This is a genomic window from Streptomyces albofaciens JCM 4342 (assembly GCF_008634025.1).
Classification (GTDB): Bacteria; Actinomycetota; Actinomycetes; order Streptomycetales; family Streptomycetaceae; genus Streptomyces; species Streptomyces albofaciens.
In genome coordinates this window covers 327,322-342,704 of record NZ_PDCM01000001.1, presented here as the reverse complement: position 1 = coordinate 342,704, position 15,383 = coordinate 327,322, and the positions used below count along the sequence as shown (strand labels likewise).

Here is a 15,383-nt window from a genome sequence, read left to right as displayed (position 1 = left end):
CACGCTTCCGGTCGATCAGTGATCACATCGAAAGAAATCTTGCAGGGGGTCTCAACGCTGGGCCTTCTAGAATGGTCCAAGGTCTCAGGCGGAAGAGATTCACGCGGGAACCTTCAAGTTCCCTATGCAGCCTGGCGCTACCATGAACGCACAGAGAAAAAGAGGGAAATTATCGCCGCCATTTGTACCTCGCCCCCAAAGAACATCGAATGGACTTTCGACACCTCAAGAAAAAACTGGCTCATCTGCCCCACACGGCTGATCACCGAACAACAAGTCAGCGGCAGGAGGTTCAGCGAGACTGCCGCCGCCATAGAGGCCTCTGACCAATCATTTTGCATGGCGGCCCATGCCGACATGGTGAGCATCGTGCAAAACATCAGCGACGCGGGGGATTTTTTTTAGCCCATACACGCCAGCACGTCAAACTAACCGCTATCGACACGTTCCCGGCATCATGAAACACCTGGTACTGGCTAGCCGATCGTTCTGAAACGAGCAATGGTCGCCTGGCGCAAGAGAAGTCCACCCAGGCCAAGAGGAATCAGGGTGCCGATCGGGCAATAAGCGAAGCGCAGCCGGCCGACGCGCGAGGTCGCGGGGCGGCGCCTACGCTGGATTGAGGCTGCGGCGCTCCTTGGCGGGTGACCGCTGACCGTTGACCACGGCGAAGGCAGGTCCTCATGAGCCAGAGCCAGAGTCGGACGCAGGGGCGGGTGGAGGCCGCGGGGGAGCCTGATCCTCGGCGGTGGTGGGGGCTCGTTGTCATTGCGTTGGCGCAGTTGATGGTTGTGCTGGACGCGACGATTGTGAATATTGCCCTGCCTTCCGCGCAGCGGGAGTTGGGCATGTCGGATGCCAATCGGCAGTGGGTCATCACCGCGTACACGCTCGCGTTCGGCGGGTTGTTGTTGCTGGGTGGGCGGATTGCCGATCTGGTGGGGCGGAAGCGGGCGTTCGTCACCGGGCTGGTGGGGTTTGCGGTCGCTTCGGCGCTGGGTGGGGCGGCCACCGGGCAGGGGATGCTGTTCGGGGCGCGGGCATTGCAGGGGGCTTTCGGGGCGTTGCTGGCGCCGGCCGCGCTGTCGTTGCTGACGACGACGTTCACGGACGGGAAGGAACGGGGGAAGGCGTTCGGGATTTACGGTGCCATCGCGGGTGGCGGGTCGGCCATCGGGCTGATAGCGGGCGGGCTGCTGACCGAGTATCTGGACTGGCGCTGGTGTCTGTACGTGAACGTGCCGATCGCCCTCATAGCGATAGCCGGCGCTTCGGTGTTTCTGCACGATCGGCGCGGGCATGGCGGGGCGGCCAGACTGGACGTACCGGGCGTGCTCCTCGGCTGTGGTGGGCTGGTCGCCATTGTTTACGGGTGCAGCGAGGCGCAGCCGCGGGGGTGGAACGACGGGCTGGTGCTGGGGATGCTGGTGGGCGGGGCCGCGCTGCTGGTCGTCTTCGGATGGTGGCAGAGCCGGGCCCGGCACCCGTTGTTGCCGCTGCACATCGTGCGGAACCGGAATCGCGCGGGTGCGTTTCTGACCATGGCGCTGGCGGTCGTCGCCATGTTCGGGATGTTCTTGTTCATGACGTACTACCTCCAGGTGGTACTGGGGTATTCGCCGGTGAAGACCGGCATGGCGTTTCTGCCGATCACGGCGGCGATCATCGTCGGATCGACGCAGATATCCGCGCGGCTGCTGCACCACATCCCGCCACGGGTGCTGATGGTGCCGGGTGCCGTACTGGCGGCGGCCGGGCTCGCCTGGCTGACGACGCTGACGGCCGAGCCCGCGTACGTATCGCATGTGCTCCCGTCGGAGATTCTGGTCGGGCTGGGAATGGGCCTGATCTTCATGCCGGTGATGGCGACGGCCACGGCCGGGGTGGCGCCGCAGGATTCGGGCGTCACGTCGGCGACCGTCAATACGGCTCAGCAGGTGGGCGGTTCCATCGGTACGGCGCTGCTGAACACGATCGCCACGTCGGCGAGTGCGACGTACATCGGGAGTCATCTGGCGCGCGCGGCACGGGAAGCGGGCGGGCGCCTGACGCCCGCCGCGCGGGACGGGGTCGTGAAGGACGGCGTCGTGCACGGGTTCACGGTGGCCATCGGGTGGGGCGCGGGGATCATGCTGCTGGCGGCGGTCGTCGCGGGCGTACTGGTGAATGGGAAGGCGCCCAAGCATGGGGAGGGGGAAGGCGCCGAGGTCCCGTAGGTACACGGGACGCGCTCCGCGTACCGCTGCGGCAGCACCGACGGCTCAGTACGCTGACCCCGTGTTCTCTCCCCAGGGCCCCACGCTCCGCGAGCTGACCGCGCAGGCCCTCTCCTCCGTGGAGCGCGGCTACGACTTGCTGGCCCCGAAGTTCGATCACACACCGTTCCGCACCCCCGGCCGGATCCTCGACGCGACGGCCGAGGCGCTGTGTGGTCTCGGCCCGTCCGAGGGACGGTTCGGGGCGGGGCTCGACGTCTGCTGCGGCACGGGCGCGGGCATCGGCGTACTGCGGTCCCTGTGCCGGGAGCGGGTCGTCGGCGTCGACTTCAGCGCGGGGATGCTCGCGGAGGCCCAGGAGGCGGAGTACGGCCGTACGAGCGGCCCTGCCGTGGCGTACGGGCACAGCGGCACCCCCACCGTCACATACATCCGCGCCGACGCCCGCACCCTCCCCTTCACCACCGCCTTCGACCTCGCCGTCACCTTCGGCGCCCTCGGCCACTTCCTGCCCGCCGAGCGTGCCGCCGTCTTCGCCGGTGTCCACCGGGCCCTGCGTCCCGGCGGGATCTTCGCCTTCCCGATCGCCGCGCCGCCGCCCCCGCGCTCCGCGCTCTACTGGACGCTGCTCGGTTTCGACGCGGTGATGCGCGTGCGGAACGCGCTGTGGCGTCCGCCGTTCGTCATGTACTACCGGACTTCGTCGCTGGGGGCCGTACGCGCCGACCTGCGCGCGGCCGGGTTCGGCGTGGAAGTGGTGCCGGTACAGGGTGCCGCCCGGCGCCCCGACGGCAGCCCCGCCTGGGGGCTGGTCGTGGCCCGTAAGCCCTAACGGCCCCGTAAAGCCCTGAACGCCCCGTGAGCCCTGACCGCCGGCCCGGAACGATCAAGGGACGTACGGGACGCGGAAAACCGGGCGCGGCGGCCGGACACCGGTCCAGTACGATATTGACGTTCCGTAGAACAAAACCTCACTCACCGTAGCGACTTGGGAGCAGCCGGCAATGGCTCGACACCTCATCACCAGCGCCCTTCCGTACATCAACGGGATCAAGCACCTGGGCAACATGGTGGGGTCCATGCTCCCGGCCGACGTGTACGCGCGCTATATGCGCCAGCGCGGGCACGAGGTGCTCTACATCTGTGCCACGGACGAGCACGGCACCCCCGCCGAGCTGGCCGCGAAGGACGCCGGCCAGTCGGTCGACGCGTTCTGCGCCGAGCAGCACGACGCGCAGAAGGCGGTCTACGACGGCTTCCACCTGCGGTTCGACCACTTCGGGCGCAGCTCCTCGCAGCAGAACGTGGAGCTGACCCAGCACTTCGCGCGCAAGCTGCACGAGAACGGCTTCATCGAGGAGCGGGCCATCCGCCAGGTCTTCTCGATCGCCGACGACCGCTTCCTGCCGGACCGCTACATCGTGGGCACGTGCCCGCACTGCGGTTACGACAAGGCCCGCGGCGACCAGTGCGAGAACTGCACCCGCGTCCTGGACCCGACCGACCTGATCGACGCGCGTTCGGCGATCAGCGGCAGCAGTGACCTGGAGGTGCGTGAGACCAAGCACCTCTTCCTGCTCCAGTCCAAGCTCCAGGGCGAGGTCGAGAAGTTCATCGACGAGGCGGGCGACGAGTGGCCGACGCTGGCCTCCTCCATCGCCCGCAAGTGGCTGACCGAGGGCCTGCACGACCGCGCGATCACCCGCGACCTCGACTGGGGCGTGCCGGTGCCGGGCGACGTGTGGCCGGAGCTGGCCGCCGAGGGCAAGGTCTTCTACGTGTGGTTCGACGCGCCGATCGAGTACATCGGCTCGACGAAGGAGTGGGCGGACGCCGACCCGGCGAACCGCGACTGGAAGTCGTGGTGGTACGAGGCCGACGACGTGCGCTACACGGAGTTCATGGCCAAGGACAACGTCCCGTTCCACTCGGTGATGTTCCCGGCCACCCAGCTCGGCACCCGCGAGCCCTGGAAGAAGGTCGACTTCCTCAAGGCGTTCAACTGGCTGACGTACTACGGCGGCAAGTTCTCCACCTCGCAGCAGCGCGGCATCTTCACCGACGCGGCGCTGGAGCTGCTGCCCGCCGACTACTGGCGCTACTTCCTGATGGCCAACGCCCCGGAGTCCGACGACACCTCCTTCACCTGGGAGCTGTTCTCCTCCTCGGTCAACAAGGACCTGGCGGACACGCTGGGCAACTTCGTCAACCGGGTGCTGTCCTTCTCCCGCAAGCGCTTCGGCGACGAGGTGCCGGCGGGCGCGGCGGCCGGTGAGGCCGAGCGGAAGCTGGGCGAGCAGATCGCCGAGCTGCTGGCGGAGTACGAGAGCCACATGGAGGCCCTCCAGTTCCGCAAGGCGGCCGCGGCCCTGCGCGCGCTGTGGAGCGCGGGCAACTCCTACCTGGAGGAGAAGGCCCCCTGGCTGGAGATCAAGACCGACCAGGAAGCGGCGGCGCTGACGCTGCGCACCGCGATGAACCTCATCCACCTGTACGCGATCGTCTCGGAGCCGTTCATCCCGGGCGCCGCGAAGGCCATGCGCGGCGCGTTCGCGCTGGACGGCGACACGGCCGCCTGGGTCACGGCGGACGAGGCCCGCGCACTGGCCTCGGTCCCGGCCGGCACGGCGTTCACCGTGCCGCCGGTGCTCTTCGCGAAGATCACGGAGGACGACCTGGAGGCGTACCGGGAGCGGTTCGGGGCGGCGGAGTAGACCGGCCGATGACGTAGGGCGGGGGCCCGGAACCGGTGACCGGTTCTGGGCCCTCGGCATGCGGGGCGGCGCCTACGCGGACGTACCGCCGGTCCCGCCGTACGGGTGCCAGCCCGCCGTCCGTACCGTGAAGCCCATGGGTTCGGGCATGGGGATCTCCTGGCCGAAGATGCCCTTCGCGGTCTCGACGTAGTGGCGGCCGTCGAGCTGGAGCACATGCCAGGTGGCGTCGTTGGGGTCGACGATCAGGTAGACGGGGATGCCGGCCTCGGCGTACGCCTTGGGCTTCTCCTCGCGGTCCCGGCGATTGGTGTCGTAGTCACGGGAAGTGACCTCGACGGCCATGAGCACTCCCTCGGCATCCGCCCACTCACCCTGGCCGACGAAGGCATCGCTCGATGCGAGGCAGCCGTCGGGGCGGGCATTGCCCTTGCGGTACTTCTCGACCCGCAGGCCCTGCCCCACGTGAAGCCACCACCCTGCATCGATCTGGGTGCACAGACGCGTCAACCACGCGATGATCTCCGCGTGATCGCCGTCCGGTATGGGCTTCTCCCGGATCCTCCCGTTGATCAGTTCCAATCGCAGCGCCTCTTCCACACGCAGACCAAGGTGAGCCAGCTCTTCGAACTGCTCCTGGCTGAGGACACTCGCGTGCGCCTTGAGGACGCCCACGTCGGGCTCCTCCGGGACCGATGGTGCGTTGCACCGTACGCCCTCCCCCTCCGCCGCCGAAGCCACTCCGGTTTTCGCCATGCCCGGAGCGTGGCACGCGAAAGGGCCCGCGATCATAGGATCGCGGGCCCTTCACACGTACGAACGAACTACTTCACCTGGGGCTTCCGGATCGACAGGTGCAGCTCCTTCAGCCGCGACTCGTCGACCTCGGTCGGCGCGCCCATCAGCAGGTCCTGCGCGTTGCCGTTGAGCGGGAAGGCGATGGTCTCGCGGATGTTGGGCTCGTCGGCGAGGAGCATGACGATGCGGTCGACGCCGGGGGCGATGCCGCCGTGCGGCGGGGCGCCGAACTTGAAGGCGCGGAGCATGCCGCCGAACTCGGCCTCGACGGTCTCCTTCGAGTAACCGGCGATCTCGAAGGCCTTGTACATGACCTCGGGCTCGTGGTTGCGGATGGCGCCGGAGGACAGCTCGACGCCGTTGCAGACGATGTCGTACTGCCAGGCGAGGATGTCCAGCGGGTCCTTGGTCTCCAGCGCCTCCAGGCCGCCCTGCGGCATGGAGAACGGGTTGTGGGAGAACTCGATCTTGCCGGTGTCCTCGTCCTTCTCGAACATCGGGAAGTCGACGATCCAGCAGAAGCGGAACTCGTCCTCGACGAAGTGGCCGGTGCGCTTGGCCGCCTCGACGCGGACCGCGCCCATGATCTTGGAGACCTCGTCGAACTCGCCGGCGCCGAAGAAGACGGCCGAGCCGGGCTTCAGGTCCAGGGCCTCGACCAGCGCCTTCACGTCGTTCTCGGTGAGGAACTTGGCGATCGGGCCGGTGAGGGCGTTCTCCTCGCCGACGCGGACCCAGGCCAGGCCCTTCGCGCCCTGCTGGACGGCGAAGTCACCCATCTGGTCGAAGAACTTGCGCGGCTGGTCGGCGGTGTCCGGTACGGCCAGGGCGCGGACGTGCTTGTCGGCGAACGCCTTGAAACCGGAGCCGGCGAAGACCGACGAGACGTCGACCAGCTCCAGCTCGGCGCGCAGGTCCGGCTTGTCGGAGCCGTACTTGAGCATCGCCTCGCGGAACGGGATGCGCGGGAACGGCGAGGTGACCGTGCGGCCGCCGCCGAACTCGGTGAACAGCTCGGTCATCAGCTGCTCGATCGGGCCGAAGACGTCCTCCTGCTCGACGAAGCTCATCTCGACGTCGAGCTGGTAGAACTCGCCCGGCGAGCGGTCCGCGCGGGCGTCCTCGTCGCGGAAGCAGGGCGCGATCTGGAAGTAGCGGTCGAAGCCCGCGATCATCAGCAGCTGCTTGAACTGCTGGGGGGCCTGCGGCAGCGCGTAGAACTTGCCGGCGTGCAGGCGGGACGGGACGAGGAAGTCGCGGGCGCCCTCGGGGGAGGTCGCGGACAGGATCGGCGTCGCCATCTCGTTGAAGCCGAGCGCGGTCATCTTGTGCCGGATGGCGGAGATGACGGCGGTGCGCAGCATCAGGTTGCGGTGCATGCGCTCGCGGCGCAGGTCGAGGAAGCGGTATTCGAGGCGCTTCTCCTCGTTGACGCCGTCCTCGGTGTTGATCGTGAAGGGGATCTGCTCGGCGGCGCCGAGCACCTCGACCTCGGTGACCTCGACCTCGATCTCGCCGGTGGGCAGGTCGGGGTTGACGTTGTCCGCGCCGCGCGCGCTGACCTTGCCGTCGATACGGACGACGGTCTCCTTGGTCAGGGACGACAGCGCCTCGTTGGCGGGGGTACCGGGGCGGGCGACGAGCTGGACCAGACCGTAGTGGTCGCGCAGATCGATGAAGAGGATGCCGCCCAGGTCACGTCGGTTGTGCAGCCAGCCGCTGAGGCGGACGTCGGTGTCGACGTCCGCGGCTCGGAGCTCGCCACAGTTATGGGACCGGTACCGATGCATCGCTCATCCAAGTCGTCGCAAGTTGGAGTGTGAGAGTTAACTGCTCCAGGTTACCGGTCGGCACGGGCCGCCGATTGACATATACGCGTCAATGGGGCCATGCGAAGATAGGGGTGTCCGCCGCGGTATCCGCCGCGCTGGTCGGCTCCCGTCAAACCCACCTAAAGTGATGCAATGCGCACCAAGGACCTCCTGGCCGCCACCGCGACCGGCCTGTGGCGCTGGGACAACGTCTCGGGACAGGTGACCCTCGACGCCGAGACCGCCCGGCTGCTCGGGCTGCCCGCGGAGCCCGTCGAACTGTCCGAGGCGGCGGTGCGCTCCCACCTCCACCCGGCCGACTTCGCCGAGATCACCGGCATCGTCAACCTCGCCGTCACCGAGAGCACCATCGCCGAGGCCCGGCTGCGCGTGATGGACAGTGAGGGCCGGGTGCTGCGCGTCGTGCGCAGCCGCTCCCGCGCCTTCCTGCGCAGCGAGACCGACCACACGGACTACGAGCTGGTCGGCACCGTCCAGGAGATCCCCGAGACCCAGCCCGGCACCGCCTCCCCGCACGCCCCGGTCACCGGCGACTGGCGCCGCTCCCGCGAGGCGTTCCTCCTGGACGCGGGCCGCGCGCTGGCCGAGGCGCACTCCACCGCCGAGGTGCTGCGGGTCGCCGCCGGCCTGTCCATGCCCGGCTTCAGCCCGGACGGCCTGGCGGTCTTCGGCATCGAGGGCGACCGGATCTCCGTCATCGGCCACCACGGGCACCAGCAGGGCGACATCGAGCCTTTCGTCGACATGCCGCTGGACACCGAGTACCCGGCCGCCGAGGTGGTGCGGACCGGCCGCGCCATCTATCTGCCCACCCCCGAGGCCTACCGCCGCCGCTTCCCCGCCACCTGGCCGCTGGCCGAGCCCTTCAACCGCACGTCCTGGGCCTTTCTGCCGCTGGTCAGCGCGGGCCGCACGATCGGCGCCTGGATGGCCGGCTTCGGCACCCCGGTCGCCTTCACGCCCGACGAGCGCGCGGTGCTCACCACCGTCGCCCGGATGCTCGCCCAGGCGCTGGCCCGGGCCGGCGACCAGGAGTCGCGGCGCGAGCTGACCGACGGCCTCCAGCGCAGCATGATGCCGACCGTGCAGCCGGACATCCCGGGCATGACGGTGGCGGCGCGGTACGTGCCCACCGGCGGCGGGCTGGAGGTCGGCGGCGACTGGTACGACATGATCACGCTGCCGTCCGGCCGGATCGCGCTGGTCATCGGCGACGTACAGGGCCATGACGTACGGGCCGCGGGCCTGATGGGACAGCTTCGCATCGCCCTGCGCGCCTACGCCTCCGAGGGCCACCACCCGGACGCGGTGCTCTCCCGCGCCTCCCGCTTCCTGTCCGGGATCAACGACACCGAGTTCGGCGGCGAGGACCCGCGCTTCGCCACCTGCCTCTACATCGAGGTGGACCCGGCCACCGGCCTGCTGGACATCGCGCGGGCCGGGCATCCCGACCCGACCATCCGGATGGCCGACGGCACCGTGCTCGTCCGGCCCACCGCGGGCGGCCTGCCGCTGGGCATCGTGCCGGACACCGACTACCCCACCACCCGGCTGGTCCTGGAGCCCGGCGAGACGATGCTGGTCTGTACGGACGGGCTGATCGAGACCGGCGGGCACGACCTGGAGTCGGGCTGGGCGCGGCTGCGGCACGTGATCGAGACGTACGGGGCCGAGGACGCGAACGGGGAGCCCACGGAGACGGTGGTGGCCCCGGCCCTGGAGGACGCGGCGGGCCTGGAGCGGCTGGCCGACGCCCTCGTACAGGCCGTGCACGGCCCGTCCTCGTACCACACCACCGGCCCGTTCGTGGACCGGCGCGAGGACGACATAGCGATGCTGCTGCTGTGCCGCGAGGGCGGCAGCTGCGGGGTGGGCAGCGGCGGCGCGGCGGCGCACCAGCCCGTACGCCGTACGGTGCTCACCGTGCGGCAGGCCGAGCCCGAGCGCATAGCGGAGGCGCGCAACCAGGTGCGCGACGTGCTGCACGACTGGACCGACGAGGACCAGGTGGACTCCGCCGTCCTGATGGTCTCCGAGATGGTCACCAACGTGCTGATGCACACGGACGGCGACGCGCTGCTGGTCGCGGAGATCACCGGGGCGCGGGGCCACCGCCGTATCCGGGTCGACGTGGCGGACGGCAGCGACGAGCTGCCGCACCGCCGCACCCCGGGCGAGCTGGCGTCCTCGGGGCGCGGCCTGATGCTGATGGAGCTGCTGGCCGGCGCGTGGGGCGTGGACCCGCGCGGCGACGGCAAGTCGACGTGGTTCGAGCTCTACGAGGACGCGGCGGCCGGCGCCGAGCCGTCGCTGCCGGACCTGGACGCCTTCTCCGACGACTCGCTGCCCGAGCCCGCGGCGTAGTGCCGGCGCAGCTCCGAGAGCACGCCGAAGGCCGCCGCGGTCAGCGGTACGGACAGCAGCATGCCCATCACCCCGGCGACGCTGGCGCCCGCGGTGATCGCGAGCATCACGATCGCCGGGTGCATCTGGACCGTACGGCTCTGCACGATCGGCTGGAGGATGTGGCCCTCCAGGAAGAACACCACCAGGACGATGCCCAGCGTCCACAGCGCGATGGCCGGGCCGCGGTCGTCGGCGAACGCGACCAGCACGGCCACCGAGCCGGACAGGAACGAGCCCAGATACGGGATGTAGGCGCCGACGAAGACCAGCGCGCCCAGGCCGACCGCGCCGGGCACCTGGAGGATCAGCAGGCCGATGGTGATGCCGACGGCGTCGATCAGCGCGATCAGCGTCGTACCGCGCATGAAGCCCTCGATGGCCTGGAAGCCGCGGCGGGCCATCTGCTCCAGGCCCGGCCCCGAGTCGCCGGGCGCCCAGTCGTGCAGCGCGCGGACGGCCTTGTCGGCGTCGCGCAGGAAGAAGAAGGTGAGGAACAGGGCGAGCACGGAGGCGGCGAGCGTGGCCGCGACGACGCCGACGCCCTCCAGCAGACCGCTGGCCGCGGTGCCGCCGAACTTCCCTATGAACGGCTTGGCGTTCGAGACGATGTCGTCCAGTGACGTGCCCGCGGCGCCGAAGTGCCGGGACACCTCCTTGGCGGCGTCCTTGAGCGAGGCGAGGATCTGGTCGCCGGTGTCGATCAGCGCGCTGACGACGATGTAGCCGGCGCCGCCGACCACCACGACCAGCAGCGCGCAGGTCAGCCCGGCGGCCAGCGACCGGTTGAGTTTCATCGCCACCAGCCGCCGGTAGACCGGCCCGAGCAGCGCACTGCCGAGCAGCGCCAGCAGCACAGGGGTGACGGCGGCGCTCAGCAGCACACACAGCCAGACGCCGACGGCCACCACAGCGGCGACGAGCAGGCCCACACCGCACCAGGCCGCGGCACGGCGGGCGGCGACCGGGAGGAGCGGCTGACGGTCCGGGGATCTCAGATCGTTTCGCACCCTGCCAGTGGATCACGGGGCCGCCCGTACGTGACGGCATTCCGCGGGGAGCGGATGCGCTCCCCGCGGGGTACCGGGCCGCGCGTCCTCGTCCTCAGTGCCCCTCGGCCGGCACCGTCCCCAGCCGCCCCGCCTGGAAGTCCTCGAAGGCCTGGGCCAGTTCGGCGTGGGTGTTCATCACGAACGGGCCGTAGTGCATCATCGGCTCGCGGATCGGCTGACCGCCCAGGAGGACGACCTCCAGGTTGGGGCTGCGGGACTCCTGCGTGGCGTCCGCCCGGAGGGTGAGCGAGTCGCCGCCGGGGCCGAACACCACGGACTGGCCCATGCGGAACGGCCGTCCGACCGGCCCGGCGGTGCCGCGCCCGGCCAGCCCGTACGCCAGCGCGTTGAAGTCCGAGCGCCACGGGATGGTCACTTCGGCACCCGGGTTGACCGAGACATGCATCATCGTGATCGGTGTGTGGGTGATGCCGGGTCCCTGGTGACCGTCGATGTCACCGGCGATCAGCCGCAGCAGCGCGCCGCCGTCCGCCGACGTCAGCAGCTTGACCTGGCCGCCGCCGATGTCCTGGTAGCGCGGCGCCATCATCTTGTCCTTCTTGGGGAGGTTCACCCACAGCTGGAGGCCGTGGAAGAGCCCGCCGGTCATCACCAGTTCCTCCGGCGGCGCCTCGATGTGCAGCAGGCCGGAGCCCGCCGTCATCCACTGGGTGTCGCCGTCGTTGATCACGCCACCGCCGCCGTGCGAGTCGCGGTGGATGAAGCTGCCGTCGATCAGGTACGTGACGGTCTCGAAGCCGCGGTGCGGGTGCCACGGGGTGCCCTTGGGCTCGCCCGGCGCGTACTCCACCTCGCCCATCTGGTCCATCATGATGAACGGGTCCAGGTACTTGTAGTCGATGCCGGCGAAGGCACGGCGTACCGGAAAGCCCTCCCCCTCGAAGCCGCTGGGCGCGGTGGCCACGGCGAGCACGCCGCGCGGCCGGGCCCCGGCGGGCGCCGCGACACGCGGCAGGGTCAGCGGATTCTCTACGGTCACTGCGGGCATGACGGCCTCCTCGGTCGTTCGCCGTTCAATTTAGTTGAAGGCTGAACAACTAGCAAGGCGGCCGGCATTCCCCGCCGGGCCCCGGCGGGAAGCAATCGTTCCGGCAGCGCGAAAACGCAAAAAGCGGCGGCACCCTCCGGTGCCACCGCTCGAAACGGGCCTCAGCCGTACGTACGCGGCCGCGCGAAGCCTCAGCCGTACATTCGCCGCATCGCGAAGTCGACCATCTGCTCCACCGACTTGGCGTCGAAGACCATCCGGTGGTCGCCCTCCATGTCCAGGACGAAGCCGTAGCCGGTGGGGAGCAGGTCGAGGACCTCGGCGCCGGTGATGACGAAGTACTTGGACTCCTTGCCCGCGTACCGGCGCAGTTCCTTGAGCGAGGTGAACATCGGGATGACCGGCTGCTGGGTGTTGTGCAGCGCCAGGAAGCCGGGGTTGTCGCCGCGCGGGCAGTAGACCTTGGACGTGGAGAAGATGCCCTGGAAGTCCTCCGCGGACATCGACCCGGTGGTGAAGGCACGCACCGCGTCGGCGAGGGACGGCGGGGACGGCTCGGGGTACAGCGGCTGCTCGCCGTAGCCGCCGGGGGCCGGGTGCTGCGGCGGGGGCGCACCGTACTGCTGCTGCCCGGCGCCCGCGTTCTGGTCGTAGCCGTACATGCCGCACAGCGTACTGAGTCCGCACGCCCACTACGTTGGAACGGCCAACGAGACCGTCCCCCACCAGCCGAGGCCGCCACCGATGACCGACCGTGACCGCCGAAAACCGCGCATCACCCGCGGCGGCGTGCTGCTGACCGTCTCCGCCCTGACCGCCTGCGGACTGATGCTGTACGGCGCCGTCCAGCTCCGGGACGCGGGGGCCGCCTGGTCCCTGACGTACGAGGCCACGTCCACGGGCGGGCCGCCGCACGCGGCCAAGATGCGCTACCTGCACGACTCCGGCCCGGACCCGGGCGGCGAGCGGCGCGAGACGGAAGCCGGTGAGACGCGACTGCCGTGGCGAAAGACGGTCGTCGTGGACGGCGGGGAGGAAGCGCTGCTGGAGGTCACACCGGCCGGCAACGGCACCGCCTCCTGCCGGATCCTGCTCGACGGCGAGCGCCAGGTCGCCTCGGGGAAGTCGCCGGGTCCGGGCAAGCCCGCCGTGTGCCGGGTGACCACCAGCGACAGGTCGGGGAAGTGGTCGGACCGGCCGTGAGCATGCTGCGGGGTTCCGAAGGGGGCATGAGCATGCCGCAAGGCCTTGCAGGGTCATGAGCCTGTCGTGAGGACTGTGGGGTCATGAGCATGCCGTAGGACGGCAGGAGCGCGGAGGCGGCCCGGGGGACGCTCGTCACAGATGGGCGGTCAGGGGTTGCTTCTTATTACCGACGGGTAGCATCATCGGAGCTACTTGCTGGTATTGCGTTTGAGGTCCCTCGCTTCCAAGCGCTGGGTCTCCTCCCGAACCTTACGGAGCCGTACCCATGGGCCACTACAAGTCGAATCTCCGCGACATCGAGTTCAACCTCTTCGAGGTCCTCGGCCGCGACAGCGTGTACGGCACCGGACCGTTCGCGGAGATGGACGTGGACACCGCCAAGAGCGTGCTGAGCGAGATCGCCCGGCTCTCCGAGAACGAGCTGGCGGACTCCTTCGCCGACACCGACCGCAACCCGCCGGTCTTCGACCCGGACACCAACACCGCGCCGGTCCCCGACACCTTCAAGAAGAGTTACCAGGCGTACATGGACGCCGAGTGGTGGCGCCTGGGCATCCCGGAGGAGATCGGCGGCACCACCGCGCCGCGCTCCCTGCTGTGGGCCTTCGCCGAGACCATCCTGGGCGCCAACCCGGCCATCTGGATGTACGCCTCCGGCCCGGCCTTCGCGGGTGTGCTGCACGACGAGGGCACCGAGGAGCAGCGCAAGATCGCGCAGCTGATGGTGGACAAGCAGTGGGGCTCCACCATGGTGCTGACCGAGCCGGACGCGGGCTCGGACGTCGGCGCGGGCCGCACCAAGGCCGTCCGGCAGGAGGACGGCAGCTGGCACATCGAGGGCGTCAAGCGCTTCATCACCTCCGGTGAGCACGACATGTCCGAGAACATCGTGCACTTCGTGCTCGCCCGCCCCGAGGGTGCCGGTCCCGGCACCAAGGGCCTGTCGCTGTTCATCGTGCCGAAGTACGACTTCGACTGGGAGACCGGCGAGCTGGGCGAGCGCAACGGCGTCTACGCCACCAACGTCGAGCACAAGATGGGCCTGAAGGCCTCCAACACCTGCGAGATGACCTTCGGCGCCAACCACCCGGCCAAGGGCTGGCTGCTGGGCGAGAAGCACGACGGCATCCGCCAGATGTTCAAGATCATCGAGTTCGCGCGGATGATGGTCGGCACGAAGGCCATCGCCACCCTCTCCACCGGCTACCTCAACGCCCTGGAGTACGCCAAGGAGCGCGTGCAGGGCCCGGACCTGGCCGCCTTCACGGACAAGACCGCGCCGCGCGTCACCATCACCCACCACCCCGACGTGCGCCGCGCGCTGATGACGCAGAAGGCGTACGCCGAGGGCATGCGCGCCCTGGTGCTCTACACCGCGGCCGTCCAGGACGAGATCATCGCCAAGGAGGCCGCGGGCGAGGACGCCTCCGCCGCGACCCGCCTGAACGACCTGCTGCTGCCGATCGTCAAGGGCTACGGCTCGGAGAAGTCCTACGAGCAGCTGGCCCAGTCGCTCCAGACCTTCGGCGGCTCCGGGTACCTCCAGGAGTACCCGATCGAGCAGTACATCCGCGACGCCAAGATCGACACCCTCTACGAGGGCACCACCGCCATCCAGGGCCAGGACTTCTTCTTCCGGAAGATCGTCCGCGACCAGGGCCAGGCCCTGACCGCCCTCTCCGAGGAGATCAAGAAGTTCCTCGCGGAGGCCGTCGGCGGCGCGGAGCTGGAGGCCGCCCGCGGCGAACTGGCCAAGGCCGCCGCCGACCTGGAGGCCATCGTCGGCGCCATGCTGACCGACCTCGCGGCCACCGAGAAGGACGTGAAGTCCATCTACAAGGTGGGCCTGAACACCACCCGCCTGCTGATGGCCTCGGGCGACGTGGTCGTCGGCTACCTGCTCCTGAAGGGCGCGGCGGTCGCGAGCGAGAAGCTGGCCGGCGCCTCCGCCAAGGACAAGCCGTTCTACGAGGGCAAGATCGCGGCGGCGAAGTTCTTCGCGCACAACGTGCTGCCGGGCGTGTCCGTGCAGCGTGGCCTGGCCGAGACCGTCGACCAGTCGCTGATGGAGCTGGACGAGGCCGCGTTCTGAGGGGTCCCGAGGGACGTGGGACGCACTGAGGGCGTTCTAATGACGGCTTAAGCACCGTCCG

Annotated in this window: 12 protein-coding genes; 7 read left to right on the top strand and 5 right to left on the bottom strand. The window is 69.5% G+C overall.

Annotated features, from left to right (window positions below):
• Nucleotides 1–18 precede the first annotated feature (18 nt).
• The 4 genes from CP973_RS01675 (at nucleotide 19) to metG (ending at nucleotide 4,930) form a co-directional block, all read left to right on the top strand.
• Entirely contained in the window at nucleotides 19–405 is a 387-nt protein-coding gene (locus CP973_RS01675; protein ID WP_150236930.1) for a hypothetical protein, read from the top strand.
• A gap of 278 nt (nucleotides 406–683) precedes the next feature.
• A complete protein-coding gene (locus CP973_RS01670) occupies nucleotides 684–2,216 on the top strand; it encodes an MFS transporter (protein WP_150236928.1) in 1,533 nt (510 codons plus the stop codon).
• 61 nt (nucleotides 2,217–2,277) lie between these two features.
• Nucleotides 2,278–3,048, top strand: a complete 771-nt coding sequence (locus CP973_RS01665) for a class I SAM-dependent methyltransferase (RefSeq protein ID WP_150236926.1) — start codon at nucleotides 2,278–2,280, stop codon at nucleotides 3,046–3,048.
• A 172-nt stretch (nucleotides 3,049–3,220) separates the two neighbouring features.
• A complete protein-coding gene (gene metG / locus CP973_RS01660) occupies nucleotides 3,221–4,930 on the top strand; it encodes a methionine--tRNA ligase (RefSeq protein ID WP_150236924.1) in 1,710 nt (569 codons plus the stop codon).
• Between the two features lie 72 nt (nucleotides 4,931–5,002).
• Here metG and CP973_RS01655 read toward each other — a convergent pair whose 3' ends face one another.
• Nucleotides 5,003–5,686 carry a Uma2 family endonuclease gene (locus tag CP973_RS01655; protein WP_150236922.1) on the bottom strand — a complete coding sequence of 228 codons (684 nt, stop codon included), beginning with the start codon at nucleotides 5,684–5,686 and terminating at the stop codon, nucleotides 5,003–5,005.
• Nucleotides 5,687–5,754: 68 nt separating this feature from the next.
• A complete protein-coding gene (gene aspS / locus CP973_RS01650; protein WP_150236920.1) occupies nucleotides 5,755–7,518 on the bottom strand; it encodes an aspartate--tRNA ligase in 1,764 nt (587 codons plus the stop codon).
• Nucleotides 7,519–7,692: 174 nt separating this feature from the next.
• Between aspS and CP973_RS01645 the strand changes: the two genes are divergently transcribed.
• Nucleotides 7,693–9,924, top strand: a complete 2,232-nt coding sequence (locus tag CP973_RS01645) for an ATP-binding SpoIIE family protein phosphatase (protein ID WP_150236917.1) — start codon at nucleotides 7,693–7,695, stop codon at nucleotides 9,922–9,924.
• Here the strand turns inward: CP973_RS01645 and CP973_RS01640 are convergent.
• From CP973_RS01640 to CP973_RS01630, 3 genes are all read right to left on the bottom strand, one after another.
• Nucleotides 9,837–10,973 carry an AI-2E family transporter gene (locus CP973_RS01640; protein WP_244409234.1) on the bottom strand — a complete coding sequence of 379 codons (1,137 nt, stop codon included), beginning with the start codon at nucleotides 10,971–10,973 and terminating at the stop codon, nucleotides 9,837–9,839. The two genes, CP973_RS01645 and CP973_RS01640, sit on opposite strands and share 88 nt — an antisense overlap.
• 94 nt (nucleotides 10,974–11,067) lie before the next feature.
• Nucleotides 11,068–12,024: a pirin family protein gene (locus tag CP973_RS01635; protein WP_150236915.1), complete on the bottom strand. Its 957-nt coding sequence runs from the start codon at nucleotides 12,022–12,024 to the stop codon at nucleotides 11,068–11,070.
• A gap of 191 nt (nucleotides 12,025–12,215) precedes the next feature.
• Nucleotides 12,216–12,686: an SseB family protein gene (locus tag CP973_RS01630; protein ID WP_003980379.1), complete on the bottom strand. Its 471-nt coding sequence runs from the start codon at nucleotides 12,684–12,686 to the stop codon at nucleotides 12,216–12,218.
• 82 nt (nucleotides 12,687–12,768) lie between these two features.
• On the opposite strand from CP973_RS01630, the gene CP973_RS01625 reads away from it, so the two are divergent.
• Both CP973_RS01625 and CP973_RS01620 read left to right on the top strand, forming a co-directional pair.
• A complete protein-coding gene (locus CP973_RS01625) occupies nucleotides 12,769–13,227 on the top strand; it encodes a hypothetical protein (protein WP_150236913.1) in 459 nt (152 codons plus the stop codon).
• 268 nt (nucleotides 13,228–13,495) lie between these two features.
• Nucleotides 13,496–15,322: an acyl-CoA dehydrogenase gene (locus CP973_RS01620; protein WP_150236911.1), complete on the top strand. Its 1,827-nt coding sequence runs from the start codon at nucleotides 13,496–13,498 to the stop codon at nucleotides 15,320–15,322.
• Nucleotides 15,323–15,383 lie beyond the last annotated feature (61 nt).

Excerpts from the sequence above, each read along its gene's own strand:
- CP973_RS01655 (WP_150236922.1), bottom strand. The coding sequence starts at position 5,686 with ATGGCGAAAACCGGAGTGGCTTCGGCGGCGGAGGGGGAGGGCGTACGG.
- CP973_RS01670 (WP_150236928.1), top strand. The coding sequence starts at position 684 with ATGAGCCAGAGCCAGAGTCGGACGCAGGGGCGGGTGGAGGCCGCGGGG.
- aspS (WP_150236920.1), bottom strand. The coding sequence starts at position 7,518 with ATGCATCGGTACCGGTCCCATAACTGTGGCGAGCTCCGAGCCGCGGAC.
- CP973_RS01645 (WP_150236917.1), top strand. The coding sequence starts at position 7,693 with ATGCGCACCAAGGACCTCCTGGCCGCCACCGCGACCGGCCTGTGGCGC.
- CP973_RS01620 (WP_150236911.1), top strand. The coding sequence starts at position 13,496 with ATGGGCCACTACAAGTCGAATCTCCGCGACATCGAGTTCAACCTCTTC.
- CP973_RS01630 (WP_003980379.1), bottom strand. The coding sequence starts at position 12,686 with ATGTACGGCTACGACCAGAACGCGGGCGCCGGGCAGCAGCAGTACGGT.
- CP973_RS01625 (WP_150236913.1), top strand. The coding sequence starts at position 12,769 with ATGACCGACCGTGACCGCCGAAAACCGCGCATCACCCGCGGCGGCGTG.
- metG (WP_150236924.1), top strand. The coding sequence starts at position 3,221 with ATGGCTCGACACCTCATCACCAGCGCCCTTCCGTACATCAACGGGATC.
- CP973_RS01635 (WP_150236915.1), bottom strand. The coding sequence starts at position 12,024 with ATGCCCGCAGTGACCGTAGAGAATCCGCTGACCCTGCCGCGTGTCGCG.